Origin of the sequence: Lutispora thermophila DSM 19022, from assembly GCF_900142105.1 — a bacterium.
In the GTDB taxonomy this organism is placed as follows: domain Bacteria; phylum Bacillota; class Clostridia; order Lutisporales; family Lutisporaceae; genus Lutispora; species Lutispora thermophila.
This window is the reverse complement of record NZ_FQZS01000014.1, coordinates 47,539-72,576: the sequence shown is the minus strand read 5'-3', so window position 1 is coordinate 72,576 and position 25,038 is coordinate 47,539. Positions and strand designations below refer to the sequence as shown.

Here is a 25,038-nt window from a genome sequence, read left to right as displayed (position 1 = left end):
TTTATGGAATATATTATATAAACTATGAATATATTGGAGGTATTTGATGATTTATAAGGTTAATTCTTGTTCTATTTATGGAGTAAACGGTTATATTGTAGAAGTTGAGGTTGATTTGTCAAATGGCCTTCCAGGTTTTGATATTGTTGGTTTACCTGATGCAACAATAAAAGAATCTAAAGAAAGAGTAAAAGCAGCAATAAAAAATTCTGAGCTCCAATTTCCTCATAAAAGAATAACCATCAATCTCGCTCCGGCAGATATAAGAAAAGAAGGTTCTGTATTCGATCTCGCAATAGCAGCTGGTTTACTTGTATCTTCAATGTACTTCCCTGAAGAAACATTGAAAAATACAGTATTTCTAGGTGAGCTTTCATTGGATGGTACAGTAAAAGGGATCAGAGGCATTTTACCTATGTGTATGGAAGCAAAAAAACAGGGATTTTCAAGGATAATCACTTCCACTGAAAATGCTCAAGAGGCCTCTTTGGTAAAAGGCCTAGATATTATTGGCATAAGCAATCTAAAAGAAATGGTAGAATTTCTAAGTGGCTCTTTAAATATTGAACCAACAGTATTTTCTTCAGATAAACTCTTAATCCAAAACACAGATGACTGGGATTTTAAAGATGTTAAAGGGCAGTATACGGTTAAACGAGCTTTGGAAATAGCAGCTGCAGGATCACATAATATTCTGATGATCGGACCTCCAGGCTCTGGAAAGACAATGCTCGCAAGACGCTTACCATCAATTTTGCCTGATATGACTTTTGAGGAAAGTCTTGAAGTCACAAAGATATATAGCGTGGCTGGATTGTTAAAAGAAGGTGAGAATCTCATTGTTAGAAGACCCTTCCGTTCCCCACATCACACAATGTCAGCAGCATCTCTAATAGGTGGAGGAAGGATTCCTAAGCCCGGGGAAGTATCTTTAGCCCATTTTGGCGTCTTATTTCTTGATGAAATGCCAGAATTTCCAAAACATGTTCTCGAAGTGCTGAGACAACCTTTGGAGGATGAATATGTGACCATATCTAGAGTAAACGGAACTATAACATATCCTTCAAAGTTTATGCTGATTGCATCCATAAATCCATGTCCATGCGGTTATTTTGGTGATGAAAGCAATAAATGCACCTGTAGTGTAAATCAAATAAAAAATTATATAGGAAAGATTTCAGGTCCGCTAATGGATCGCATTGATCTTCATATTGAGGTTAAACCTGTTAAATTTAATGATTTAAGCAGCGATAGCAGAAGCGAAAGTTCTTCATCCATCAAAGAAAGAGTCAACAAAGCTAGGGATATACAATTAAAAAGATATTCCAATGAAGGAATTTATTTTAACTCTCAATTAAAACCTAAACATATGAGCAAATACTGTAAAATTGGTCAAAAAGAAAAAGCTCTGCTTCAAAGCGCCTTTGAAAAGTATAACATGAGCGCAAGAGCTTATAATAGAATACTTAAAGTTGCAAGAACCATAGCAGATCTGGATAATTCTGATACTATAAAATCCAATCATATAGCAGAGGCTATACAACATAGAACGTTAGATAAAAAATATATGTTATAATCATCTATAAACCCACTTTTTCTATGCATATGGCTATGGGTGGACAGTTTATTTGATTAACAAAGTCGTGAACTAAAACTATGGCCTTTTTATAGTCTATTGACTTTACATATTCCATTACGGCTTCTTTTTCCTCAAAACCACTATCTCCTCCATAGTAAACTGCCATCATAATTATCCCTCCAGGATTCAGCAGAGCCAAAGACTTTTCTATAGCTCTTATTGTGCTGGAGGGTTTTGTTCCTATTGAATGATCTCCTCCAGGAAGGTACCCTAGATTAAACATAACCGCCTTAACACCATAAGGTACATATTTGTCCATATTCTCATGGCTATCTTTTATTAAAATTACTCTCTTATCCAAATTTTTGACTGTAAGCCTTTTTCTGGTATTTTCAATTGCCTTATCCTGAATATCAAATGCATACACTTTTCCTTCATCCCCAACAAGGTCTGCAAGAAAAGCTGTATCATTGCCATTCCCGGCTGTGGCATCCACAACTATGTCTCCTTGTACAACTATTTGCTTAACTGTCTTATGAGATATATCAAGGGCATTTTTCAAAAACATAGCACAACTCCTCTTACAATTTTTCAATAACCATATTTACCAGAATACTCAAATGCATTCTTAATCAAATTAATATCTATTATTCTTTCATTATCTGTTATAACTTCAACAACATCAAAGCGGCTCATCCAATCAAAGAGATTCTTGTCACATATATATGACAATGCAGTTTGAACAATTTTTCTTTGCTTATAATAATTAACTGCTTCTCCAGGTTGGCCAAAATTATCTGAACTCCTTGTTTTTACTTCGATGAATGCAATAGTATCATTATCTGCTGCAATAATATCTATTTCCCCCAATTTACACTTATAATTTCTTTCTATAATACGATATCCCTTATTCTCCAAGTATTCTGCTGCTGCCTTTTCTCCTTTCTCACCCAGAATCCTGTTATCCATGCTTATCTCCCTTTACCTTGTCTATATATGATATAAATGCCAAAACTTCAGCAACTACCACATATAATTCCGGTGGTATTTCACTCCCTAGTTGAAAATTAAGCAAGCTATCAACCAAATCACTGTTCTGAAAAACAGGAACCTTATTTTCTATAGCAGCTTTTATTATATTCTCTGCTATCAAGCCTCTTCCTGAGGCAACAATTTTCGGAGCCACATCTTTTTCACTATTATAGGATAAAGCGGCTGCCTTTTTTACCTTATTATCATTCTTGCTCATGTTATATCCTCACATCTATACTGTTATAGCTATTTATCATATTAGGATTTTCAATCTCATGAATGGATGATGGATTAATTACTTTATCTTTCTTAACAAATGAATTGACACTGACAAGATAACCCTTAGCGTCTAATGATTCTATAAGTTTTAGACTATAAGTCCTTATGGTATCAGCTGTTGTTTTATCTTCCGATTTAAAGCATATGTTTACATTTTTATCTCTTACTTCAATTATGCTTTCAATATATCCAAGGTTTGGCATATATAAGCATATGACTATGGTTGCATTTGATGGATTTATTTTTTTGCTCCCTTTACCTCGTTCAAATACAAAAATCTCAACATCAGTCTTTTTTTCGTTTATCATCATGGGAATACATAGATAGTTAATATTGTCATTTATTGAATTTATAAAACTGATAAGATCTCTTACATCGATCATTGTTTGTTTAAGTTCCCAGTTCATATCATTACTTTCATCTATAATAGACTCCAATTGCATCATGGTTTTCAATAGCTCATTATTTTTATCAATGTTTTTAGCAACATATAAATCTTCAGGTTCTATGTAAAATTCGTTTAACCTGGATATAATAGATTGGATCCTAGGGTCCGTATAATCTTTGATGCTTTCTATTATCTTTTCTACATACCTACTGAATATTGAACTTTTCTCATTTATTTGACTATGTATTAAAAGATTTTTAGGTGTTACTTCAATTTTTTTTGATAATAGAAATATAATCGCTTCCAAATCAGCTTTTTTAATAACATTAACTGTAGTTAGTGATTGATTTAAAAGTTGCTTCAAACTTTCTGCCATACCTTCATCAACTTTATTTTCACTTATCAATTTTCTAGTAAAAAAATCTACTACAACATTATGATTTTTATCGCCTATGATTTCATCTTCAATGCCATTTTCTCTGATCACATGCTTCATCTCTGACAAAGAGACTAATTTCGCTAATTGATGTAAAGGCGTATTTAAAGGGCCTTTTTCACAAAAAGCAAGTTTAAGAATGCTCTCCATATAATTAACATCGAAAAGCTCGCAGGTTTTCAGCAGATAATTAATATAATCTACCACATCTTTAGTTACTGGTTGCTTATATCTTATTAACTCCCTCAGAATATCTAAATTCTGCTGTGATATGCTAAGTCCAAGGTTTTGAAGTCCAGTCTCCATAGTATTTTCATTTTGTAATTGCTTATGTTCCATTGGCTTTAAAATCTTTGCATATATAGTAGTATCTTTCATACTAGTTATTAATAACTCAATTACAGAATCCTTATCAACAACTATACTAGGATCTATTGTTGCCTCTATAGTCTGCTGGGAAGAAATTTTAATCACTATTTTTCCGTCCTTTATATCAGCTACTCTTCCCTTTAAAACATCTCCGGCTTTCAGGCTTCGTATAGAATAATCTCCCTGCATATCATTTGTCTTAATATCTGTTGACACAATACGCATAATATCACCAACTATATGTTCTTTGTAAAACTTCTTCTATGTATAGGAAGTAATCCTAAACTTTTTATGGCTTCTATATGTTGTTTTGTACCATAACCTTTATGCTTTCCAAAACCATATTCTGGATACTTCTTGTCATATTCTTTAAGAATCCTATCTCTAGTTACCTTAGCTATTATTGAAGCCGCTGCTATGGATACACTCAGACTATCTCCTTTTATAATAGAAATTTGAGGTATTGTTATATTGATTAATTTTTCTGCATCTATCAAAAGACAATCAGGTTTTACACTTAGCTTGTTAACTGCTATTTCCATAGCCATAAATGTAGCCTGCTTTATGTTTAATTCATCTATTATTCTCTCATCTACTATGCCAATTCCTACAGATACAGCTTTGTTAAAAATCTCATCATATAGGTATTCTCTTCTCGCTTCTGACAGCTTTTTAGAATCATTTATGCCTGGTATTATTACATTAGGATCCAATATCACCGCAGCAGCAACAACCGGCCCCGCCAGTGGACCTCTACCTGCTTCATCTATACCTGCTATATATCGATAACCATTTTGAAGACACTTAGCTTCATATATCATCATCTGCTTTAATCTGCTTTTTTCTTTCTCGTCATACTTTATTCTTACAGCCATTGCCACACTAGAGGATATCTTCCGGTTTTTCCAAAGTAATTTGACCAATCCTGCCACTTCTAAAATCATCCAATATCAGTGAAGCAGTTCTGTTTATGTCAACCTCATCACCAGAAAGAATACAGCCTCTTTTCCTCCCTATTTTATTCATTATACATTCTACATCTGAATCAGATTCAAGTTCAACATTATATCTTTTATATAATTTATCGGGGAAATCAGTAATAGCCTTTAATATAAATTTTCTAGCCAAATCTTCTATGTCCAGTATTTCATCTTTTATTGCCCCTGTGAAGGCAAGATTTAGTCCTACAGTTTCATCATCAAATTTAGGCCATAATATACCTGGGGTATCCAACAATTCAAAATCTTCATTGACTTTAATCCATTGTTTTGATTTTGTTACTCCCGGTCTATCACCTGTTTGCGCAATGCTTCTATTAGCAAGTTTATTAATAAGTGTAGATTTTCCTACATTAGGTATACCTATTACTAAGGCTCTAATGGTCTTGTGTTTTAATCCCTTACTTCTAAGTCTGTCTAAGTCTTCTTTCATTAATCTTTTGCTTTCTTTAAGTATATCCCTCAATCCAGTACCTTTTGCAGCGTTCGCCATTATTGGTGTGATACCTTTCTTTTCAAAGTACTCCTTCCATTCATTATTTAACTGAGGATCAGCAATATCACTTTTATTCAAAACCACTATTCTCTTTTTATTTCCTACAATTTCATCCACATCCGGATTTCTGCTACTGATAGGTATTCTTGCATCTAACAGTTCAATAGCAATATCCACCAGTTTTAACTCTTCTAATATCTTCCGTTTTGCTTTGGCCATGTGACCAGGATACCATTGTATATTCACGATTCTCACTCTCCAAAAGTATTATATTTTCTGCACAAATATAAAGGACTGATATAAATATCAGCCCCCATTTCCTATCTTTATAAAGGAATAATTTATTATTCCTTTATATAACGTTCCTATAATACTTCCTTAATTTTAGCAGCCTTACCTGTTCTTTCTCTCATATAATTAAGCTTAGCTCTTCTTACTTTACCTTTTCTTACAACTTCAATTCTATCAATTCTAGGCGAATGAAGCGGGAAAGTTCTTTCAACGCCTACTCCGTAAGCAACTCTTCTTACGGTGAAGGTCTCTGTCAATCCACCACCTTGTCTCTTAAGTACAAAACCTTCAAAAGCTTGTAGTCTTTCGCGAGAACCTTCAACAACTTTAACATACACTCTAACAGTGTCACCTACATTAAAGTCCGGAATATCCTTTTTCATCTGTTCGCTTTCAATCATTTTAATCAGATCCATGTTGTCCCTCCTTCCCTCATAGACGTTCATATCTTTTAGATAGCGGAACGCCCGTCATAACATTAAAATTATACCATATGAACATGTTGTATGCAACAAAAATGCAAATTTATTTTTCCTCTTGAATTATTTTACTGAGAATATCCTCTTCTTCTTTTGTTAGCACAGCATTTTTTATAAGATCGGGTCTTTTTGTATATGTCTCTCTTAAGGACTGATATTTTCTCCATTTTTCTATGTTTTCATGATGCCCAGATAATAATATTTCCGGAACCCTCATACCTCTAAACTCAACGGGTCTCGTGTACTGGGGGTACTCCAGCAATCCATTTCCAAAGGTCTCAATATTATAAGAATCCTCTTCTTTTAAAACTCCAGGCAATAATCTAGCAGTAGCATCTACAACCGCCATTGCTGCTATTTCTCCACCTGTGAGCACATAATCTCCTATTGAGATTTCTTCATCCACCAGTCCATCTACCACTCTTTGGTCGATTCCTTCGTAATGTCCGCATATAATAATGATGTTATTATATTGTAGCAATTCCTTGGCTTTGTTTTGAGTAAATGTCTGCCCTTTGGGACTCATTAAAATAACATGAGGTTTATCATTAAGACCTTCACTTATTTTCTCAACTGCTGAGAATATAGGTTGGCATTGCATGACCATACCAAGTCCACCACCATAGGGGTAGTCATCCACCCTTCTATGCTTATCTTGGGAATAGTCTCTCAAATTATGAAAATTTAATTCAACTATACCTTTCTTCCTTGCTCTGCCTATTATACTGACCCCTAGAACAGCTTCAAACATTTCAGGGAAGAGTGTGATAATATCAAATCTCATCTATATCAAACCTTCCGGCAATTCCACAATGATTTCTTGAGCTTCCAAATCTACTTTTTTGAATATGCTTTTTAAACCTGGTATTAATATTTCTCTTTCTTCGGATTTTACAACAAATACATCATTGCTTCCAGTTTGAAACACATCCTTTACTTTGCCCAAGATTTCACCAGATTTTGTCATTACTGTAAGCCCTATTAAGTCGCATATTAAATATGCATCCTTTGGAAGCTTTACAGCATCTTTCCTGTGAACCTTAATATATTTATTTCTCAGTTTCTCAGCAGAGTTAATATCATTTATGGTTTTAAACTTGATAATAACCATATTTTTCATATACTTAACATTGGTTACATCAAGAGGCATCAATTCATCATTTTCTTCAACATATACACGATCCACTTTGTCAAATCTCTTTATATCATCGGTAAGAGGATAAACCTTAACTTCTCCTCTTATGCCGTGAGTATTGACTATTTGACCGATGCTAATATATTCTAACATAAACTCACCTGCAGTATACCATAATATGGAGGTTAAATTAAGCCTCCATATTACAGTATTTCTACTATCACTTTCTTATCAGTTTTAGCAGCAGCTGATTTTACAACAGTTCTTATGGCTTTTGCTATCCTGCCTTGTTTTCCAATTACTTTTCCCATATCTTCGGGAGCAACAGTTAACTCAATAATGATTGATTTGTCTCCTTCAATCTCTTTAACCTTAACTTCTTCAGGTTTATCAACCAGAGCTTTTGCAATGACTTCAATCAATTCCTTCAAACTCAACACTCCCAATAGACTTATTCTATTATTCCTGCCTTCTTCAATAATGATTTAACTGTATCTGAAGGCTGTGCTCCAGTAGCTAACCATTTTTTTGCCTTTTCAGCATCAATCTTAATTTCTGACGGTTCTGTTATAGGATTATAATAACCAATCTCCTCAATAAACTTACCATCTCTTGGGGATCTTGAATCAGCAACTACAACTCTGTAGAAAGGTGCTTTCTTAGCTCCCATTCTTCTTAGTCTAATTTTAACTGCCATATTTTCACCTCCTTCTAAAATTATGCAAACTTAAACTTATCTAAAGAAAGGTAATTTCTTTTTACCCTTCTTAATACCTTTTTCCATATCGGCAAATTGCTTCATCATTTTTCGTGTTTGCTCAAAGTTCTTTATAACTCTGTTAACATCTTGAATAGTTGTTCCGCTTCCCATGGCTATTCTCTTCCTTCTGCTGCCATTTATTATAGAAGGATCAAGCCTTTCTTTTTTGGTCATAGAATTGATTATGGCTTCGACCTTGATTAATTCCTTATCATCTATTTCCATACCTTTCAATTTACTTGCATTCATGCCAGGGATCATATCGACTATTTGGCTTAAAGGACCCATATTCTTCATTTGCTGCAATTGATCCAGAAAGTCCTCAAAAGTGAATTGCTGGGTTCTAATCTTCTTTTCAAGCTCTCTTGCCTTTTTCTCATCTATGCTTGCTTGGGCTTTTTCTATAAGGCTTAGTACATCACCCATTCCCAATATTCTGGAAGCCATTCTATCAGGATAAAAAGGTTCAAGATCTGTCATTTTTTCGCCCATACCTGCAAATTTTATTGGTTTTCCTGTTACAGCTTTTATCGATAAAGCAGATCCGCCTCTAGTATCTCCATCCAGTTTTGTAAGTATTATACCGTCCAATCCAAGCTTTTCATTGAAACTTTCAGCTACATTCACAGCATCCTGGCCTGTCATAGAATCAACAACCAGCATTATTTCGGTAGGCTTTATGTTTTCTTTGATCTCTATAAGCTCATCCATCAGTTCTTCATTTATATGAAGTCTTCCAGCTGTATCAATTATCAACACATCATTGCCAGATTTAACTGCATGCTCAACTGCAGCTTTACAAATATCAACAGGCTTTGCCTTATCTCCAATGGTGAAGAAATCAACTTCCACCTGATTTGCCACAACATTTAGCTGCTTAATTGCTGCAGGTCTATAAATATCGCATGCAACAAGCAATGGATTTTTCCCTTGCTTTTTCAGATTCAATGCCAGCTTTCCACAAGTGGTTGTCTTACCAGCACCCTGCAATCCTACCATCATGATTATAGTTGGAGGCTTTGGTGAAAAAACTATTTTACTTTGTGTGCTTCCCATGAGTTGGGTAAGCTCATCATTTACTATCTTAATAACCTGTTGTCCAGGAGTCAGACTTTCCATTACCTCATGGCCTACTGCTCTTTCGGTTACTTTTGCAATAAAGTCCTTTACAACCTTGAAGTTAACGTCAGCTTCCAACAAAGCCATTTTAACTTCTCTCATCGCCTCTTTAACATCTTTTTCACTCAATTTACCGCTGCCTCTAAGTTTCTTCAATGTCTCCTGCAGCTTGTTAGCTAAACCTTCAAAAGCCATTTAATCTCCTCCCGGATACTTATTCGAGCTTCTCTATATAATTTTTGATACTTTTAATCATTTCTTTTATCTCGTTCACATCTATACCATCTACATTTAATATCTCATCCAGCATACTTTTTATCTCAGATAGTATAGATTTATGCTGAAGAAACTTATCCACCAATCCCAACCTGGATTCATATTCAATTAATGTAGCTTCTGCCCTTTTCAGAGTATCATATACTCCTTGCCTGCTTATTCCAATTTGCTCAGAAATCTCGCTCAAGGATAAATCATCTGTATAATACATCTCCATTATATCTCTTTGCTTATCAGTTAATAATTGTCCATAAAAATCAAATAACAGTGTTTTCTTTACTATATCTTCTATCATGGCATACACTCCAAAATACCTATGTAAAGGTTATAACCTTTACATAGGTATTTTAAATCAAATAACAAACCTTGTCAATGAAATTATTCTGCAAACAGCGCATTTACAAAATCTTCTGCATTAAATTCCTGCAAATCATCAATTTTCTCTCCAACACCCACAAGTCTCACAGGTATATTGAGTTCTGACTTAATTGCTATAACAATACCTCCTTTAGCAGTACCATCCAGTTTTGTCAATACTATCCCTGTAATATCAGCCGCTTCTCTAAATACCTTTGCCTGTGTTATAGCATTTTGACCAGTAGTGGCATCTAATACCAGATATACTTCCCTGTGCGCTTCTGGATATTCTCTATCGATAATTCTGAATATCTTCTTCAACTCTTCCATGAGATTCTTTTTGTTGTGCAGTCTTCCTGCTGTATCACATAATATAACATCTGTCTTCCTTGACTTACCAGCATTTATTGCATCATAGATTATAGCTGCCGGATCTGAACCCTCCTGGTGTTTTATAATATCTACACCAACTCTGTTGCTCCATACCTCAAGCTGTTCTATTGCAGCGGCTCTGAAAGTATCAGCGGCAGCAATAAGCACTTTCTTTCCTGCTTTTTTGTATCTGTTAGCTATCTTGCCAACAGAAGTGGTTTTGCCTACTCCGTTAACTCCCATAACCACAATAATCATTGGATATTCATCTTTTTGAGGCTCAACATTTTCAGTCATAAGCTTCAAAATTTCATCTTTGAGCAATTTTATAACATCTTTAGGATCACTAACCTTCTCTTCCTTTACTCTTTTTCTCACTCCATCCAAAAGCCTCATTGTGGTTTCAACTCCCACATCTGAGGTTATTAATATTTCTTCTAACTCTTCAAATAAGTCTTCATCAATGGATTTGAAGCTATTTACCACCGAATTCAACTTTTCAGTAATATTCTTTCTGGTTTTGAATAATCCGTCTTTAAGCTTTTTTAAGAAGGATCCTTTAGTTTCTACTTCATTCTCTTCGACTTCATTATTGATACCGGGCTCCTCTTCTTTTTCTTGTTCTATATCTTTTACTATTTCTTTTTCAATTTCTATTGATTCTTTTATTTCATTGCTTTCTTGTATTTCTTGGTCTTCCTGATCCATCTCTTCAATAATAAGCTTTTCTATTTCCTCATCACTTAAAAATTCTTCCTCTTCCATATCCTCCAAATTCTTCATATTTTCTTCCTCTGGCTTTTCTATTTTAGCATCCTTATTTTTTTTAAATAAATTCTTAAAAAAATTTCCCATCACTAATCCTCCTACATTATTTAACTTACTTTATCCTCAAGTTTAACCGACAGAAGCTTTGACGTTCCTGTCTCATCCATTGTCACTCCATAAAGACAATCTGCTGCTACCATACTGCCCTTTCTATGAGTTATTATTATAAACTGGGTTGAAAACTCCTTTAGAAACATTGCATATCTATCAACATTAGCATCATCCAATGCCGAATCAATTTCATCAAGAATACAAAAAGGAGCCGGTTTCATCTTTAATATGGCAAATAAAAGTGCTATTGCAGTTAGCGCTCTTTCACCGCCTGATAACAACGATAAACTCTGAAGCTTTTTGCTTGGGGGTTTTGCAATAATGTCAATATCTGAATTTAGTACATCCTCTTCATCTGCTAGTACTACCTGAGCCTTTCCCCCACCAAAAAGTTTAACAAAGACTTCATTAAAGTTAGTATTGATTTTATTAAACTCCTCAATAAACTGTTTTTTCATATATTTTGTTATATCATCTATTACCTTTATTAAAGATTCTTTAGCCTTAATTAAATCATCCAACTGTTTTTGCAAGAACTCATATCTTTGATTTAACTTTTCGTACTCTTCCACTGCATTTACATTTATAGTTCCTAATGCTCTAATTTCTTCCTTCAACTCCTCACACTGTTTTGAAGCTTTGCTTATGTTGAAATCATCTATCCTAAGTTCCAATGCTTTTCTATAACTTAGTTCATAAGTATCCAGAAGTTTATATTCCAGGTTTTCAATATCTAATTCTATTTTAACTTTTGCCATATCCGTTTTATGCAGATTGTTTTGTATATTGCCTAAATCAAGTTGTAATGATTTTATTTTTTCTTCTAACTCCTCCAAAACCTTTGACTTCCTATCTCTTGATTCTTCAAGAGCCTCAAGTTCGTTTTGCTTTTCAACTTGTTTTTCTGTTATATCCTCTATGTTCTTTTTATTTTCTGCTTTCTTCCTTTCTATTTCAATAAGTTCATTTTTACACTGTTCTTTTTCTTCGATAATATTTTTAATCCTTGATTCTATTTCTTGAAGACTTTGCTTATTTCTTTCTATGTTTTGCTTTATAGATATGATTTTTTGCTTTGTCTCTGCCATTTCAACTTTTAATGTAGTTATATGATTGTAGAAATCAATACTTTGCTCCTTTTTCACCTTCAAATCATCTTGCATCGTTAATATAACTTTCTCAATATCAGTTACTTCATCTTTAATCTGGACTAATTCTTTTTCTAAATCATCAATTTTCCCTATTGCCTCATCTCTTTGAGCGCTTAACTCTTGTAATTCCTTATTGTTTAATAATATTTTGCTTTTTATGATATCCAAATCATTATTTAAAATAATAAGCCTGTTTTTCTTGTTGTTGATTTCAATTTCTAGATTGTGAAGACTGTCAGTGCAATGGCCTATATGGTTTTCCAATACATCAAGTTCATCCTTTTGAATCTCAATATCTTTGCCTAGCCTATCCAATCCCTTTAAAATACTGGAATAATCACCCTTAAGCTCTGCGATTTGACTTTTTCTTGTTATTATATTAGAGCCAATGGATCCTAAGCTGCCTCCTGTAATAGCTCCTCCCGGGCTTATCAATTCCCCTTCCAATGTTACAATTCTATAAGAGTAGTTGGTAGATTTCGCTAGTTTAACTGCTGTATCCATATTATCTACCACTAAAATTCTACCTAGGAGATGATATATTATATCTTTATATTCCTTTTCATATCTGACCATATCAGCTGCAATTCCTATTACTCCCGGCATATCTAGATATTTTCTTTCACTACTATTAAGAGTTTTTCCTTTGATTGAACTTATGGGAAGAAATGTAGCTCTACCAAGCCTGTTTTTCTTCAAAAACTCTATAATGATTTTTGCATCTTCTTCATTATTGGTAATTATGTTTTGCACAGATGAACCTAATGCAACTTCAATAGCTATTGCATATTCAGCATCTACTGATATTACCTCACCTACCGCACCGCGAAACCCTGGTAAATTGTTTTTCTCATTCTGATATTTCATCAATATTGTCTTTACTGTTTTGTTATAACCCCCATAGTCCCTTTCCATCTCTTCTAAAAGCCTCAGTCTTGAAATAACATTATCTTTCTTGGATCTTTCCTCAACAAGTTGCTCCTGAAGCTCTTCCAACAATTTCATAACACTTTCCCTTTTGCTTGTTAACTCTTCCTTTTCATCAATGATCTCTCTTATATTTTTTTGAATTCCCTCTAACTCTAAGTTTGTCTTCTCCAACATTGATATCTTTTCTTCATATTGTCCCGAAAGTAATGCATTATCTATATTTAACTGATTAATTCTGCTTTCTGAATTGGTTTTTATAGTAATCAAACTATTGATACTGTTTTTCTTATCATAAGACTTATTCAGCAGATTTATGTGTTTATCTTTGATTTCCTCAATCTTGTTTTCCAAGTCATCAATTGATGAAAATTTACTTTTATACTCCTGTTCTTTTAATATTATATCTTCCAATAATGCATTAACCTGATTTTCATAGGACATCAGCAGCTTATTATCATTATCTATATCAGAATCCAACTGCTCCTTTTGCATCTTTAGATTTGATTCTTCTTTATCAAGTTTATCCATAGTAGCATTGACATAGGATTCCTTCTCTTGAAGGAGCCTTCCCTCACCATCAAGTTTTTCTTTCTGATTAATAAGGCTATGCATTTCTTCACTTATTGCTTGAATTTTCAACTCAAGTTCCTTGGTTAAAACTTTTATTTTTTCTTTATCCTCATTATGCTTTTCAATTTCTGACTCTTTCTCAGCCTGAAGCTTATTCAGTTCCCCAAGCTTGTCCACTATATCATTGAGTTTTTCCTTGCTTTTCTCAATATTATTAATTATCAGGTTTACTTCTATAGCCTTCAATTCTTCTGATAACTTCAAATATTTCTTAGCCATTTCAGCTTGATGGCCCAAAGGTGTTAATTGATTATTTATTTCATTGATTATATCTTCTAATCTTTCAATATTATTCTCTGTATGCTCCAACTTTTTTTCCGATTCAGCTTTTCTGTGCTTATATTTTGTTATACCGGCTGCTTCTTCAAATATGATTCTTCTACCGTCTGATTTGTTGTTCAAAATATCATCTATTCTGCCTTGACCAATAATGGAATAACCTTCTTTCCCAATGCCTGTATCCATAAGCATTTCTACAATATCTTTCAATCTACATTGGGTTTTATTTATATAATATTCACTCTCGCCTGAACGATACATTCTCCTGGTTATGCTAATTTCATTGAAGTCCACATCTATAGTTCTATCATAATTATCCAATACGAGAGTTACTTCTGCAAAGCCTGAAGCCTTTTTTTTATCACTTCCTGCGAATATTACATCTTCCATCTTGTTACCTCTTAAGGCTTTTACACTTTGCTCTCCTATTACCCATCGGATGGCATCTGTTATATTGCTTTTACCACTGCCATTAGGTCCAACAATAGCATTGATGCCTTTAGTAAAATTAATGTTTGTTTTATCAGAAAAGGATTTAAAACCCATAATCTCTAACTCTTTTAAATACATATAAACACTCCTATTATATGTAAAGTTCAGTTACTCAATATTCATACATGAAAATCCATAAATTTAAGCAAAAATTTTATCATAATCCAATTTGATTTCCTACATTTGAGAATTTTATAGAAACCTTTTTTATTCTATCATATGTTTAAATAGTTGAAAAGCAAAAGCCTGTTGCTTTGTCACAACAGGCTTTTGCCTTAATATTCAATATTAAACCATTATCAAAGAGAAAATTACATTAGTGTTGATTATTTGTCATAAGTTAAAAGTCATGCTTCTTTGTTATTAGATGTCTGTTTTTATCTTGGCTCTATTATAAATTTTATGGCTGTCCTATCTTCTCCGTCAATTTGTATCTCAGAAAAGGCAGGTATTACAACAAGATCAATACCATTAGGTGCTACAAAGCCTCTGGTAATTGCAATTGCCTTAACTGCTTGGTTTACAGCTCCTGCGCCTACAGCCTGAACCTCTGCTGTAGCTCTCTCTCTTAATACTGCCGCCAAAGCTCCTGCAACAGATTTAGGTTGTGATTGAGCTGATACTTTTAGTACTTCCATATAATTCAATACCCCCTATATAACATTAAAAATATTGCGATTGATTATATATTCTATATTTGGTTTATAATTCCTTCAAAAACTTATTTTATGATAATAAGTATTTTTAGACAATTTTATTGATTTTTCGCCACAAACCACTGCTATAGAACCTACATCAAGGGAGGTATCTTCTTTGAATATAATAGATTGATCTGTATATAGTTTTTTTATAAACTCATAATTTGATCTTTTTTGCCCTAATACAGATGAAAAATCCCTTGGATTAGATAATACTTTTATAGTATTAAACTTGCTTAACTCAACTGTCTCCAATATATAAATTATCATGCTCTTAAATATTTCAGATTCAACTAACTGTCTCATTGAAGGATGGTAAGGACCTGCTACTACGCTATCACCTATTCTAAGGTCATCTGTAGGCTGAAGTCCAACCCTAATAACTCTAATTCCTGATTTTTCCAATTCGATCAGCATATTTTTTGATATATGGACTGCATCATCTATAGATAAAGGCTTATATAGTCCTGCTGAATACATTTCTTCCAAATATGTGTCCTTAATAACCAAAACAGGATATATTCTGGCAATATGAGGTTTCAACTCTGAAATTTTTTTTGCAGTCTCCATTGCTTTGTTTTCATCGTCTCCAGGCAAGCCTACCATCAACTGTGCACCTACAATAAATCCTTCATCTTTAAGTAAAGATATTGCATTTATCACATCTTCAGGGCTGTGTCCTCTTCTTGCTATGCCCAAAACATCCTTATCCATGGATTGAATTCCCAGTTCAACTATGCTTGCCCCATATTTTTTTAGATTATTCACGATATCTTTACTTATATAGTCCGGCCTTGTGGAAAGCCTTATGGTATCAATTTTACCATCCTTTAGGTACTTGTTTGCAAGAGCCAAAAACTTATTCTGATCATCCCACGGTATTCCGGTAAAGCTTCCACCGAAAAAAGCTATTTCAACTGTCGCATTCATTGAGTCTATTGTTTTCAGATGCTTTTCTACAATTTCTTCTGCCTCTTCAATACTAATATTTCCTGATTGACCGGTTATTTTTCTTTGATTACAGAAAATGCAATCATGAGGGCATCCTTGATGAGGAATAAAAATTGGAATAATATAATGTTTTTTACTCATGGATTAAACCAATAGAAGCAATCGCATTTCTGGCAGCGGATTGCTGTGCATCCTTTTTGCTTTTTCCCGTGCCTTCTCCGATGAGCTTGTCATTTAAAAATACTGCCATCTGGAATTCCTTAGAATGGTCCGGTCCTCTTTCTGAAAGCAATTTATACTCAATTATCCCCATGTTGTGTTTCTGAACGTACTCTTGCAAAAAGGATTTATAATCATTATACATCCTGTTTTTTATTGATGATTCTATATTTTCTTTCATAACAGTTAATACAAATTTTTCTGCCTTTTCCATACCTCCATCCAAATATATTGCTGCAATCAAGGCCTCCACTGCATCTGCCAGTATGGATACTCTTTTTCGTCCACCGGTGTTTTCCTCTCCCTTGCTAAGGTAAATATAATCCCCAATCTTTAGTCTTTTTGCAATATCATAAAGAGACTTCTCGCATACTATATTGGCTCTTATCCTAGTCATTTGCCCCTCAGAAATATCTTTTAACCTACTAAAGAGATGAAAGCTTATTATCATTGATAGTATGGAATCTCCTAGAAACTCCAATCTCTCATTATAGGGTTGATGATCCTCTTGTCCACGAGCATAAGAACTATGAGTCAGAGCAGTGTTCAAAAGCTGTTTATCCAAAAATTTATAGTTTATAATCTCTTCAAATTCATGAAGGGATTTCAATCGTACATCATCCATAATACCTTTATCCCTTTCAAAATTAATATCAGATTGCACGACTATAGTATAACATTTACATATATTTTTTCAATATTATTGATGCATTATGCCCTCCAAAACCAAAGGAGTTTGACATAGCGTAGTTTACTGCTACTTTTCTGGCAAAATTAGGCACATAATCAAGATCACAGTTTTCATCCTTTACTTCATAGTTTATGGTTGGAGGTACTATTCCTTCCCTTATGGCCATAATACATGCTATAGCCTCTACTCCTCCTGCTGCTCCTAGCAAATGACCTGTCATAGACTTTGTAGAACTTATCATAACATTATAGGCATAATCACCCATTAGTTTTTTTATTGCCATTGTTTCATATTTATCATTTAACTCTGTTGAAGTACCATGAGCATTGATATAATCAATCTCTCCCGGTTCTATACCCGCATCTTCAACAGCTTTTTTCATGGCTTTATATGCACCTTCTCCTTCCGGAGCAGGTGCTGTTATATGATAAGCATCAGCTGTAGTTCCATATCCCACTACTTCTCCATATATTCTAGCTCCTCTTCTTATTGCATGTTCGAGATCTTCTAGTATAAGTATGCCAGCACCTTCCCCCATGATAAATCCATCTCTTTCTTTATCAAAAGGTCTTGAAGCTTTCTTAGGTTCTTCATTTCTTTGTGATAAAGCTTTCATTGAACAGAATCCTGCAATAGCTAGAGGAGTAATAGAAGCCTCTGCACCTCCTGTGATCATTATATCTGCATCATTTCTTTTTATTATATTGTATGCCTCTCCAATTGCATTAGTTGCTGAAGCGCATGCCGTAACGATAGTCATGTTTGGTCCTTTTGCATTAAAAGTCATTGATATATATCCAGCAGCAATATTAGATATCATCATTGGTATAAAAAATGGGCTGACTCTACCTGGTCCCTTATCTTTCATAACATTATACTGATTTTCTAAGGTTTCCAATCCGCCTATTCCAGAGCCAATACATACTCCAAATCTATCCTGATCCAAGGCACCAACATTCAAAGAAGCATCTTCAACAGCCATTTTTGAAGCTGCAACTGCAAACTGGGTATATCTATCCATTCTTTTTACTTCTTTTTTATCAATGAAATCTAGAGGATCAAAGTTCCTTACCTCCGCAGCTATTTTTACATCCAGTCCTTCAGTATCAAATTTAGTTATTTTGTCTACACCAGATTGTCCTTCCTTTAAACCTGTAAAAAAGGCATTTTTTCCTATGCCAATGGGAGAGATAATCCCTAATCCTGTAATAACAACCCTCTTCTTATTCATTGTATTCCTCTCCTTAAAAATTATTATATTGTAAAAAAGAAGTCCCTATTAACGGGACTTCTTTATCATAATTATTCTTTTTTTATTGATTATTCTTTATGTAGTCAACTACATCGCCTACAGTTACAAGTTTTTCTGCTTCCTCATCAGGTATTTCTATATCAAATTCTTCTTCAAGAGCCATTAACAATTCCACTATATCCAGTGAATCTGCCCCTAAATCTTCAATGAAGGAAGACTCCATAGTAATATCATCAGTATCTATGCCGAGTTGCTCAGCAATCTTTTCCTGCACTTTCTCAAAAATCATAAGTCTCACCTCCCTTCAGAGATTATACTATGATAATATTACATAACCATTCCACCGTCAATATTTAATACTTGGCCTGTAATATAATCCGAATAGTCAGACGCTAAAAATAATGCTGCATTTGCTACGTCCTCAGGTTTTCCTGGCCTTTTCAGTGGTATGGTATTGGTAAATTGCTCTCTTATCTTATCTGAAAGTACAGCAGTCATGTCTGTTTCAATAAAACCTGGAGCTATAGCATTTACGTTAATTCCTCTTGAGCCTAGCTCTTTTGCAACTGATTTGGTAAAACCTATTATACCTGCTTTTGCTGCAGCATAATTGGATTGTCCCGCATTTCCTATTATGCCTACAACAGAAGCTATATTGATTATTTTTCCTTTTCTTTGTTTTACCATGACTTTACTTACAGCTTTAGTAAAATTGAAGGTTCCTTTCATATTTATGTTCATAACTTTATCAAAGTCTTCTTCAGTCATTCTTAAAAGAAGATTATCCTTTGTTATTCCTGCGTTATTTACTAATATATCTATGCTTCCATATTCATTTAATACTCTCTCTATTAAATTTTCTACTTCTAGATAGTCAGATACATCTGCTTTGATAACTTCTGCCTTTACACCATATTTAATGGCTTCATTGACAACCTCTTGCGCGGCAATATGACTGCTTGAGTAGTTTATTGCCACATTGGCACCAGCCTTTGCAAAGCTAAGAGCAATAGCTCTTCCTATACCTCTTGAGGCCCCTGTTATAATTGCAGTTTTACCCTTTAATTGCATTCTAACCTCTCCCTGATACATTCTATTGTGTTATTCAAAGACTCTAGGTCTTCAACATTATATACAGATACATTCTTATCGATCTTCTTAACAAAGGCTGATAGGGATTTGCCAGGACCTACTTCTATAAAAGTATCTACGCCTTGCTCTATCATGTTCCTAACGCTGTCTTCCCATAATACGGAAGAACTAACCTGTTCTACAAGCAATTTCTTTATTTCATATTTATCCTTGATTATCTGGGCATTCACATTTGATATAACAGGAATATCCATATCATTGAATCTGATCTTATCCAATTCTTCAGACAATTTTTCTCCTGCACTTTTTAACAAGCTTGAGTGAAAGGGAGCACTTACAGGTAGTATCTTAACTTTCTTTGCTCCTCTCTCTTTCAAAAGACTACATGCTATTTCAACAGCTCTTGTATGCCCAGATATAACTACCTGCCTAGGACAATTATAATTAGCTGTTTCAACAACACCATAGCCTGATGCCATTCTAAGACAGTCATTGATTTCTGTCCTATCCACTCCCATTACTGCAGCCATAGATCCCACTCCCTCAGGTACAGCTTCTTGCATGAACTTTCCTCTCTTCTTAACAACTGCTACTGCATCCTCAAAGGATATAGCCTTGGAAGCAACAAGCGCCGAATACTCTCCTAAGCTTAAGCCAGCCACCATTGCAGGTTCCACACCTTTTAATTTTAGAATTTCCAATAAAGCTACACTGGTTGTTAAAATTGAAGGTTGTGTATTCTCCGTCTTTTTAAGTTCTTCTTCATCTCCTTCGAAGCATAGTCTTTTCATATCTATTCCTAAAATGTCACTTGCTTTATCAAATATATCCATTGCTTCCTTAAAATTGTTTGCAACTTCTTTACCCATTCCCACATATTGAGCTCCTTGCCCTGGAAAAATACATGCTATCTTAATCAAGTGTTTCACTTCTGATTATCACCTCTGACAATATTATTTAATCCATCAATTGTAGAATCACATTGTGCAATAATAGAATTAATTATTTCTTTTGCTGGTTTTATCTCTTTTATTAAACCGCTTATCTGACCTGCCATTACAGAACCCATATCTGTATCTCCATCCACACAGGCCATCCTTAGCCTGCCTATACCTAGCTTTTCGATATCTTCAACTGTTGCTCCAGATTTTTCAAGCTTCTCAAACTCCCTATACAGCTTATTTTTAATTATCCTCACAGGATGACCAGTGGCTCTGCCTGTTACAACAGTTCCTCTATCGCCTGCTTTGACAATGGCATTCTTATAATTCTCATGAACTGTACATTCTACTGAACATACAAACACCGTACCCAATTGAATCCCTTGAGCCCCTAGACTCAGTGCAGCCAATAGTCCCCTTCCATCACCTATGCCTCCTGCAGCTATAACAGGTATTTTCACAGCATCTACTATCTGAGGTACCAAAACCATAGTAGTTAGTTCTCCAATATGACCACCAGCTTCTGTGCCCTCTGCAATAACTGCATCTGCCCCAACTTGTTCCATTTTCCTTGCAAGAGCCACTGATGGAACTACAGGCAAAACTTTTATACCTCTCTCTTTAAGCTTTGGAATATATTTCCCGGGATTGCCTGCTCCTGTAGTGATAACCGGAACTTCTTCTTCACATACCAAATCCATTATTTCCTCCACAAAAGGTGATAGGAGCATTATATTCACACCATAAGGCTTATCTGTTAAGCTTCTAATCTTTTTTATTTCTTTTCTTATAACTTCAGCTGGAGCATTACCTGATCCAATTATACCAAGCCCTCCTGCATTTGAAACAGCTGCTGCAAGCTCTGCAGTTGCAACCCAGGCCATTCCTCCTTGAATTATTGGGTACTGAATATTTAATAGATCACAAAGTTTTGTTCTTATCATATACACTCCTCCAGTATTAAGCCCATTTCAAAACAACAGCTCCCCAAGTTAAACCTCCTCCAAAACCCACCAGGACAACTATATCTCCTTTATTCAATTTTTTTGCTTTATTTGCTTCATCTAAAGCTACAGCAATAGAAGCTGCCGACATATTCCCATATTTATCTATATTTATAAACACCTTATCCTGAGGAATCTTCAATCTTTTAGTTGCAGATTCAATTATCCGAATGTTCGCTTGGTGTGGTATTAAGTAATCAATATCTTCCTTATTCAGCCCGCACATTTCCAATGCTTTTTCTGCAGCCTCTCCCATTATTTTTATTGCAAACTTGAACACTTCCGAACCATCCATTTTTACAAAATGCAATGAATTTTTTATTGTTTCGCAAGAAGCAGGGAGCCTTGATCCTCCAGCAGGAAGTTTAAGCAGTTCTCCTCCTCTGCCATCAGAACCTGTATATGCAGCCAAAATCCCCATGCTTTCCTCCACTTTTGCTACCACTGCTGCACCTGCACCATCACCAAACAATATACATGTGTTTCTATCACTGTAATCAGTAATTTTTGATAGAGCTTCTGCACCAATTACCAAAATATATTTTGCATTTCCAGCCTTGATAAATTTCTCTGCTATGCTTAATCCATAGATAAATCCTGAACATGCTGCGCTGATATCAAAAGCTGAAGCATTTATTGCGCCGATATTCTTTTGTACAATACATGCAGTGGAAGGAAAAAGCATATCCGGAGTTACTGTAGCCACAATAATCATATCTATGTCTTCTGGAGCAACATTTGCATCTTCTATGGCCTTCAATGCAGCATAAGTAGCCATATCAGAAGCAGCTATACAATCATCCGCTTTTCTTCTTTCTCGTATACCTGTTCTTGATACGATCCATTCATCACTGGTATCAAGCCTTTCTTCAAAATATCCATTGGTCAGTACTATATCAGGTAAATAGCTCCCTGTACCGATAATACCTGCTGCCCTTATTTCACTGTTCAACATCATTCACTCCTGTATCTTTTAAGTCCATTGCTATTCTATCTATACAGCCATTATCATAAAGCAATTTTGCCTGCCTTATAGCATTCTTTATTGCCCTACTGTCTGAACTTCCATGGGCTTTTATCATAATACCGTCAATACCTAAAAAAGGTGCACCACCATATTCTTTATAATCAAATCTCTTTTTAAAACTCTTAAAACTGTCCTTCAATAGCAAAGCACCAAATTTAGATTTGGTTGATTTCATCAGTTCTTCTTTCAACAGACTAAAAATTGTTGAAGCCAACCCTTCTGTATTTTTTAGGACCACATTTCCTGCAAATCCATCACATACCAATACATCACAAGCACCTGAGAATATATCCCTAGCTTCTACATTACCTACAAAGTTTAAGCTGCTGTTTTTTAACAACTCATAACTTTGCTTAGTCAAATCATTACCTTTGCCTTCTTCTGTTCCTACATTGAGCAATCCTACCCTTGGGGACAAAATCCCTTCAACTTTCTCCATATATATGGCTCCCATTATTGCAAACTGTAATAAATTCTTTGGCTTACAATCCATATTGGCACCAGCATCTATTAACATGCATACACCTTTTTCTGTTGGTAACAATGGTGCCAGAGCAGGTCTATCAATACCTTTTATCCTTCCTACTTTAAGAAGCGCCCCTGCTAGAAAGGCACCGGTGTTTCCCGCAGAAAGAAATGCATCGCACTCTCCATCTTTCACCATTTTTAAACCTACAACCATTGATGAATTCTTTTTCTGCTTAATAGCCTGAACAGGTGTATCTTCACCTGTAATTACTTCATCTGCATGTACAATATGTATTTTCCCTTTTGTTGGATTTACTCCATTCAAATATTTTTCAACTTCTTTTTCATTGCCTATCAAAAAAATCTCGATATCATATTCATTAGCTGTGTCAATACACCCTTCAACAACTGCTTTTGGTGCATTGTCACCACCCATGGCATCAATGGCAATCTTCATGTTCTACTCCTCCTTACGATTAAATGATACTAATATGAATTTTCCTCTGAATACCTCAATATTTTTCACTTTTATAAACACCCAAACAAAATATTTATTTCCTCTAGTTCTTACAACTTCGGCCTTTGCAATTAACTTATCCCCTGCAAAAACTGGGTTTTTGTATTTTATATTTGCTACACCTATTAAAGCAACATTAGCATCTATTACAGCAATTGCAAGTGATTCGGCCTGAGCAAAAATATGACTTCCTCTTACAACATTTGTCTTCTCAAAAGCCATGCTCATATCTGTCTCCAACAGAGATATGCCGCTAACTCCAAGATTAAGATCCAGCAATTCTCCAACTATTTCTTTTCCTGTAATTGATTTAACCTTGAGATGGTTATTCTCTGCTACATTCTTTATTCTTTCTCTTAGCTCAGGTATCCCTAATTCCAGACGATCCAACCTAATAGTCTGGATGCTTACATCAAAAAGTTCAGAAAGCTCTTCGTCTGTTAAAAAGGGATCTTCTTGGATTTTGTTCAAAAGAGCCTTCTGCCTTTCCCTTTTTCCCAGTCCCTTTTTCATATGGGTACCTCCTTATACTATCTAAATATAGTACCTGCTACTAATATCAAGTATATATCATAATCCTACTTCAATGCAAGAGTAAATTCAAAAAAAATAATAACAGCGGCATCTTTCCGCTGTTATATAAATTATTCTCCTACTTCTAAAACCGTTCTATTTTTATAATACCCACAGGATTTGCATACTCTATGAGGTAATTTGAGCTCATGGCATTGAGGGCACTCAACAAGTCCTGGCATATCAAGTTTCCAATTTGCTCTTCTTTTATCTCTTCTGGACTTAGAGATTTTTCTTTTAGGTAGACCCAATCTCAGCACCTCCTTATTATTTCTCAAGAAAGCTGCTCAATATCTGCAGCCTAGGATCAACTTCTTCAAACTTACAATTGCAATCATGAATGTTTTTATTCTTACCGCATTTAGGGCATAACCCCTTGCAGTCTGTTTTACATAGTGGTTTCATGGTCATTTGAGAAGCTATTTCATCTATCACTATACTATCCAGGGATATTGTATCTCCCTTGATCAGATACACATCTTCATCTGGCTTTTCAGAGGTTTTTACAAAAACATACTCGGCATCATAATCAGCTTCTTCATAAAACGAACCAAGACATCTGGAACAAGTTCTCAATATCTTTGTTCTAATATTAATACACACTCTGATTTTTCCTTCATAATTTACTGCATAACCTTGAACTTTTACAGGCTCTGTGATGCGTATCTTCTCTCCATAAAATTGAATATCTCTATTCTGAATATCTTCAAAAAAATAAAAATCCTTTTTAAAGCCTTCATTTTTCAAGATATCAGCTATATTTACTTCCATTAAACCACCTCAGCATAATTGACAGATTTTATTATACAAAGCAAAGTATGTTTTGTCAAGAAAAATTACTTTACCAAGCTGTTTAGATAATTTTAATAAATGGCAGG

General features: G+C 34.6%; 29 protein-coding genes. 1 reads left to right on the top strand and 28 read right to left on the bottom strand.

The window, feature by feature from the left end; all coding sequences use genetic code 11:
- Positions 1–46 precede the first annotated feature (46 nt).
- Positions 47–1,576: a YifB family Mg chelatase-like AAA ATPase gene (locus BUB48_RS11005; protein WP_073026291.1), complete on the top strand. Its 1,530-nt coding sequence runs from the start codon at positions 47–49 to the stop codon at positions 1,574–1,576.
- A gap of 4 nt (positions 1,577–1,580) precedes the next feature.
- Here BUB48_RS11005 and BUB48_RS11000 read toward each other — a convergent pair whose 3' ends face one another.
- The 28 genes from BUB48_RS11000 to BUB48_RS10865 all read right to left on the bottom strand — a co-directional run bounded on the left by BUB48_RS11000 (position 1,581) and on the right by BUB48_RS10865 (position 24,931).
- Positions 1,581–2,147, bottom strand: coding sequence for a tRNA (mnm(5)s(2)U34)-methyltransferase (locus BUB48_RS11000; protein WP_073026290.1), 567 nt, complete (start codon positions 2,145–2,147; stop codon positions 1,581–1,583).
- A 23-nt stretch (positions 2,148–2,170) separates the two neighbouring features.
- Positions 2,171–2,548, bottom strand: a complete 378-nt coding sequence (locus tag BUB48_RS10995; RefSeq protein WP_073026289.1) for a YraN family protein — start codon at positions 2,546–2,548, stop codon at positions 2,171–2,173.
- Positions 2,541–2,828: an EscU/YscU/HrcU family type III secretion system export apparatus switch protein gene (locus BUB48_RS10990; RefSeq protein WP_073026288.1), complete on the bottom strand. Its 288-nt coding sequence runs from the start codon at positions 2,826–2,828 to the stop codon at positions 2,541–2,543. Before BUB48_RS10990 ends, BUB48_RS10995 begins: the two co-directional genes overlap by 8 nt.
- Position 2,829: 1 nt before the next feature.
- Positions 2,830–4,308 carry a flagellar hook-length control protein FliK gene (locus BUB48_RS10985; RefSeq protein ID WP_073026287.1) on the bottom strand — a complete coding sequence of 493 codons (1,479 nt, stop codon included), beginning with the start codon at positions 4,306–4,308 and terminating at the stop codon, positions 2,830–2,832.
- A gap of 11 nt (positions 4,309–4,319) precedes the next feature.
- Positions 4,320–4,958, bottom strand: coding sequence for a ribonuclease HII (locus BUB48_RS10980; protein ID WP_278308958.1), 639 nt, complete (start codon positions 4,956–4,958; stop codon positions 4,320–4,322).
- A gap of 7 nt (positions 4,959–4,965) precedes the next feature.
- Entirely contained in the window at positions 4,966–5,823 is an 858-nt protein-coding gene (gene ylqF / locus BUB48_RS10975; protein WP_073026285.1) for a ribosome biogenesis GTPase YlqF, read from the bottom strand.
- A 119-nt stretch (positions 5,824–5,942) separates the two neighbouring features.
- Positions 5,943–6,284 carry a 50S ribosomal protein L19 gene (gene rplS / locus BUB48_RS10970; protein WP_073026284.1) on the bottom strand — a complete coding sequence of 114 codons (342 nt, stop codon included), beginning with the start codon at positions 6,282–6,284 and terminating at the stop codon, positions 5,943–5,945.
- Between the two features lie 109 nt (positions 6,285–6,393).
- Positions 6,394–7,131 (bottom strand): tRNA (guanosine(37)-N1)-methyltransferase TrmD, encoded by a 738-nt coding sequence (gene trmD, locus BUB48_RS10965; RefSeq protein ID WP_073026283.1) that lies wholly within the window; start codon positions 7,129–7,131, stop codon positions 6,394–6,396.
- Entirely contained in the window at positions 7,132–7,635 is a 504-nt protein-coding gene (gene rimM, locus BUB48_RS10960) for a ribosome maturation factor RimM (RefSeq protein WP_073026282.1), read from the bottom strand. It abuts the gene before it with no gap.
- A gap of 50 nt (positions 7,636–7,685) precedes the next feature.
- The gene (locus tag BUB48_RS10955) at positions 7,686–7,913 is read right to left on the bottom strand and encodes a KH domain-containing protein (RefSeq protein ID WP_073026281.1); all 228 of its coding nucleotides are present in this window, start codon (positions 7,911–7,913) and stop codon (positions 7,686–7,688) included.
- A 20-nt stretch (positions 7,914–7,933) separates the two neighbouring features.
- Positions 7,934–8,179, bottom strand: a complete 246-nt coding sequence (rpsP, locus tag BUB48_RS10950) for a 30S ribosomal protein S16 (RefSeq protein ID WP_073026280.1) — start codon at positions 8,177–8,179, stop codon at positions 7,934–7,936.
- A 36-nt stretch (positions 8,180–8,215) separates the two neighbouring features.
- Complete coding sequence (ffh, locus tag BUB48_RS10945) at positions 8,216–9,556, bottom strand: signal recognition particle protein (protein WP_073026279.1); 1,341 nt, start codon at positions 9,554–9,556, stop codon at positions 8,216–8,218.
- A gap of 19 nt (positions 9,557–9,575) precedes the next feature.
- Complete coding sequence (gene ylxM / locus BUB48_RS10940) at positions 9,576–9,932, bottom strand: YlxM family DNA-binding protein (protein WP_073026278.1); 357 nt, start codon at positions 9,930–9,932, stop codon at positions 9,576–9,578.
- A gap of 83 nt (positions 9,933–10,015) precedes the next feature.
- The gene (gene ftsY / locus BUB48_RS10935; protein WP_073026277.1) at positions 10,016–11,221 is read right to left on the bottom strand and encodes a signal recognition particle-docking protein FtsY; all 1,206 of its coding nucleotides are present in this window, start codon (positions 11,219–11,221) and stop codon (positions 10,016–10,018) included.
- A gap of 20 nt (positions 11,222–11,241) precedes the next feature.
- Entirely contained in the window at positions 11,242–14,805 is a 3,564-nt protein-coding gene (gene smc, locus BUB48_RS10930) for a chromosome segregation protein SMC (protein ID WP_073026276.1), read from the bottom strand.
- Positions 14,806–15,104: 299 nt separating this feature from the next.
- A complete protein-coding gene (locus tag BUB48_RS10925; RefSeq protein ID WP_073026275.1) occupies positions 15,105–15,365 on the bottom strand; it encodes a stage V sporulation protein S in 261 nt (86 codons plus the stop codon).
- Between the two features lie 75 nt (positions 15,366–15,440).
- Positions 15,441–16,517: an elongator complex protein 3 gene (locus BUB48_RS10920; protein ID WP_073026274.1), complete on the bottom strand. Its 1,077-nt coding sequence runs from the start codon at positions 16,515–16,517 to the stop codon at positions 15,441–15,443.
- A complete protein-coding gene (gene rnc, locus BUB48_RS10915) occupies positions 16,510–17,220 on the bottom strand; it encodes a ribonuclease III (protein ID WP_073026273.1) in 711 nt (236 codons plus the stop codon). Before rnc ends, BUB48_RS10920 begins: the two co-directional genes overlap by 8 nt.
- A 55-nt stretch (positions 17,221–17,275) precedes the next feature.
- Positions 17,276–18,517: a beta-ketoacyl-ACP synthase II gene (gene fabF / locus BUB48_RS10910; protein WP_073026272.1), complete on the bottom strand. Its 1,242-nt coding sequence runs from the start codon at positions 18,515–18,517 to the stop codon at positions 17,276–17,278.
- Between the two features lie 82 nt (positions 18,518–18,599).
- Positions 18,600–18,827 carry an acyl carrier protein gene (acpP, locus tag BUB48_RS10905; RefSeq protein WP_073026271.1) on the bottom strand — a complete coding sequence of 76 codons (228 nt, stop codon included), beginning with the start codon at positions 18,825–18,827 and terminating at the stop codon, positions 18,600–18,602.
- Between the two features lie 38 nt (positions 18,828–18,865).
- Complete coding sequence (fabG, locus tag BUB48_RS10900) at positions 18,866–19,609, bottom strand: 3-oxoacyl-[acyl-carrier-protein] reductase (RefSeq protein ID WP_073026270.1); 744 nt, start codon at positions 19,607–19,609, stop codon at positions 18,866–18,868.
- Complete coding sequence (gene fabD / locus BUB48_RS10895; RefSeq protein WP_073026338.1) at positions 19,600–20,550, bottom strand: ACP S-malonyltransferase; 951 nt, start codon at positions 20,548–20,550, stop codon at positions 19,600–19,602. The genes fabG and fabD overlap by 10 nt, the downstream gene beginning before the upstream one ends.
- Before the next feature lie 5 nt (positions 20,551–20,555).
- Positions 20,556–21,515, bottom strand: coding sequence for an enoyl-[acyl-carrier-protein] reductase FabK (gene fabK / locus BUB48_RS10890; RefSeq protein ID WP_073026269.1), 960 nt, complete (start codon positions 21,513–21,515; stop codon positions 20,556–20,558).
- Positions 21,516–21,531: 16 nt separating this feature from the next.
- A complete protein-coding gene (locus BUB48_RS10885) occupies positions 21,532–22,533 on the bottom strand; it encodes a beta-ketoacyl-ACP synthase III (RefSeq protein ID WP_207648337.1) in 1,002 nt (333 codons plus the stop codon).
- Complete coding sequence (gene plsX / locus BUB48_RS10880; RefSeq protein WP_073026267.1) at positions 22,517–23,527, bottom strand: phosphate acyltransferase PlsX; 1,011 nt, start codon at positions 23,525–23,527, stop codon at positions 22,517–22,519. The genes BUB48_RS10885 and plsX overlap by 17 nt, the downstream gene beginning before the upstream one ends.
- 3 nt (positions 23,528–23,530) lie before the next feature.
- On the bottom strand, positions 23,531–24,100 hold the full coding sequence (gene fapR, locus BUB48_RS10875; protein ID WP_073026266.1) for a transcription factor FapR: 570 nt from the start codon (positions 24,098–24,100) through the stop codon (positions 23,531–23,533).
- A 131-nt stretch (positions 24,101–24,231) separates the two neighbouring features.
- A complete protein-coding gene (gene rpmF, locus BUB48_RS10870) occupies positions 24,232–24,411 on the bottom strand; it encodes a 50S ribosomal protein L32 (protein WP_073026265.1) in 180 nt (59 codons plus the stop codon).
- A 16-nt stretch (positions 24,412–24,427) separates the two neighbouring features.
- Positions 24,428–24,931: a YceD family protein gene (locus BUB48_RS10865; RefSeq protein ID WP_073026264.1), complete on the bottom strand. Its 504-nt coding sequence runs from the start codon at positions 24,929–24,931 to the stop codon at positions 24,428–24,430.
- Between the last annotated feature and the right edge of the window lie 107 nt (positions 24,932–25,038).

Excerpts from the sequence above, each read along its gene's own strand:
- BUB48_RS11005 (WP_073026291.1), top strand. The coding sequence starts at position 47 with ATGATTTATAAGGTTAATTCTTGTTCTATTTATGGAGTAAACGGTTAT.
- BUB48_RS11000 (WP_073026290.1), bottom strand. The coding sequence starts at position 2,147 with ATGTTTTTGAAAAATGCCCTTGATATATCTCATAAGACAGTTAAGCAA.
- BUB48_RS10995 (WP_073026289.1), bottom strand. The coding sequence starts at position 2,548 with ATGGATAACAGGATTCTGGGTGAGAAAGGAGAAAAGGCAGCAGCAGAA.
- BUB48_RS10990 (WP_073026288.1), bottom strand. The coding sequence starts at position 2,828 with ATGAGCAAGAATGATAATAAGGTAAAAAAGGCAGCCGCTTTATCCTAT.
- BUB48_RS10985 (WP_073026287.1), bottom strand. The coding sequence starts at position 4,308 with ATGCGTATTGTGTCAACAGATATTAAGACAAATGATATGCAGGGAGAT.
- BUB48_RS10980 (WP_278308958.1), bottom strand. The coding sequence starts at position 4,958 with ATGGCTGTAAGAATAAAGTATGACGAGAAAGAAAAAAGCAGATTAAAG.
- rplS (WP_073026284.1), bottom strand. The coding sequence starts at position 6,284 with ATGGATCTGATTAAAATGATTGAAAGCGAACAGATGAAAAAGGATATT.
- trmD (WP_073026283.1), bottom strand. The coding sequence starts at position 7,131 with ATGAGATTTGATATTATCACACTCTTCCCTGAAATGTTTGAAGCTGTT.
- rimM (WP_073026282.1), bottom strand. The coding sequence starts at position 7,635 with ATGTTAGAATATATTAGCATCGGTCAAATAGTCAATACTCACGGCATA.
- rpsP (WP_073026280.1), bottom strand. The coding sequence starts at position 8,179 with ATGGCAGTTAAAATTAGACTAAGAAGAATGGGAGCTAAGAAAGCACCT.
- ffh (WP_073026279.1), bottom strand. The coding sequence starts at position 9,556 with ATGGCTTTTGAAGGTTTAGCTAACAAGCTGCAGGAGACATTGAAGAAA.
- ylxM (WP_073026278.1), bottom strand. The coding sequence starts at position 9,932 with ATGATAGAAGATATAGTAAAGAAAACACTGTTATTTGATTTTTATGGA.
- ftsY (WP_073026277.1), bottom strand. The coding sequence starts at position 11,221 with ATGGGAAATTTTTTTAAGAATTTATTTAAAAAAAATAAGGATGCTAAA.
- smc (WP_073026276.1), bottom strand. The coding sequence starts at position 14,805 with ATGTATTTAAAAGAGTTAGAGATTATGGGTTTTAAATCCTTTTCTGAT.
- BUB48_RS10925 (WP_073026275.1), bottom strand. The coding sequence starts at position 15,365 with ATGGAAGTACTAAAAGTATCAGCTCAATCACAACCTAAATCTGTTGCA.
- BUB48_RS10920 (WP_073026274.1), bottom strand. The coding sequence starts at position 16,517 with ATGAGTAAAAAACATTATATTATTCCAATTTTTATTCCTCATCAAGGA.
- rnc (WP_073026273.1), bottom strand. The coding sequence starts at position 17,220 with ATGGATGATGTACGATTGAAATCCCTTCATGAATTTGAAGAGATTATA.
- fabF (WP_073026272.1), bottom strand. The coding sequence starts at position 18,517 with ATGAATAAGAAGAGGGTTGTTATTACAGGATTAGGGATTATCTCTCCC.
- acpP (WP_073026271.1), bottom strand. The coding sequence starts at position 18,827 with ATGATTTTTGAGAAAGTGCAGGAAAAGATTGCTGAGCAACTCGGCATA.
- fabG (WP_073026270.1), bottom strand. The coding sequence starts at position 19,609 with ATGCAATTAAAGGGTAAAACTGCAATTATAACAGGGGCCTCAAGAGGT.
- fabK (WP_073026269.1), bottom strand. The coding sequence starts at position 21,515 with ATGATAAGAACAAAACTTTGTGATCTATTAAATATTCAGTACCCAATA.
- BUB48_RS10885 (WP_207648337.1), bottom strand. The coding sequence starts at position 22,533 with ATGATGTTGAACAGTGAAATAAGGGCAGCAGGTATTATCGGTACAGGG.
- plsX (WP_073026267.1), bottom strand. The coding sequence starts at position 23,527 with ATGAAGATTGCCATTGATGCCATGGGTGGTGACAATGCACCAAAAGCA.
- fapR (WP_073026266.1), bottom strand. The coding sequence starts at position 24,100 with ATGAAAAAGGGACTGGGAAAAAGGGAAAGGCAGAAGGCTCTTTTGAAC.
- BUB48_RS10865 (WP_073026264.1), bottom strand. The coding sequence starts at position 24,931 with ATGGAAGTAAATATAGCTGATATCTTGAAAAATGAAGGCTTTAAAAAG.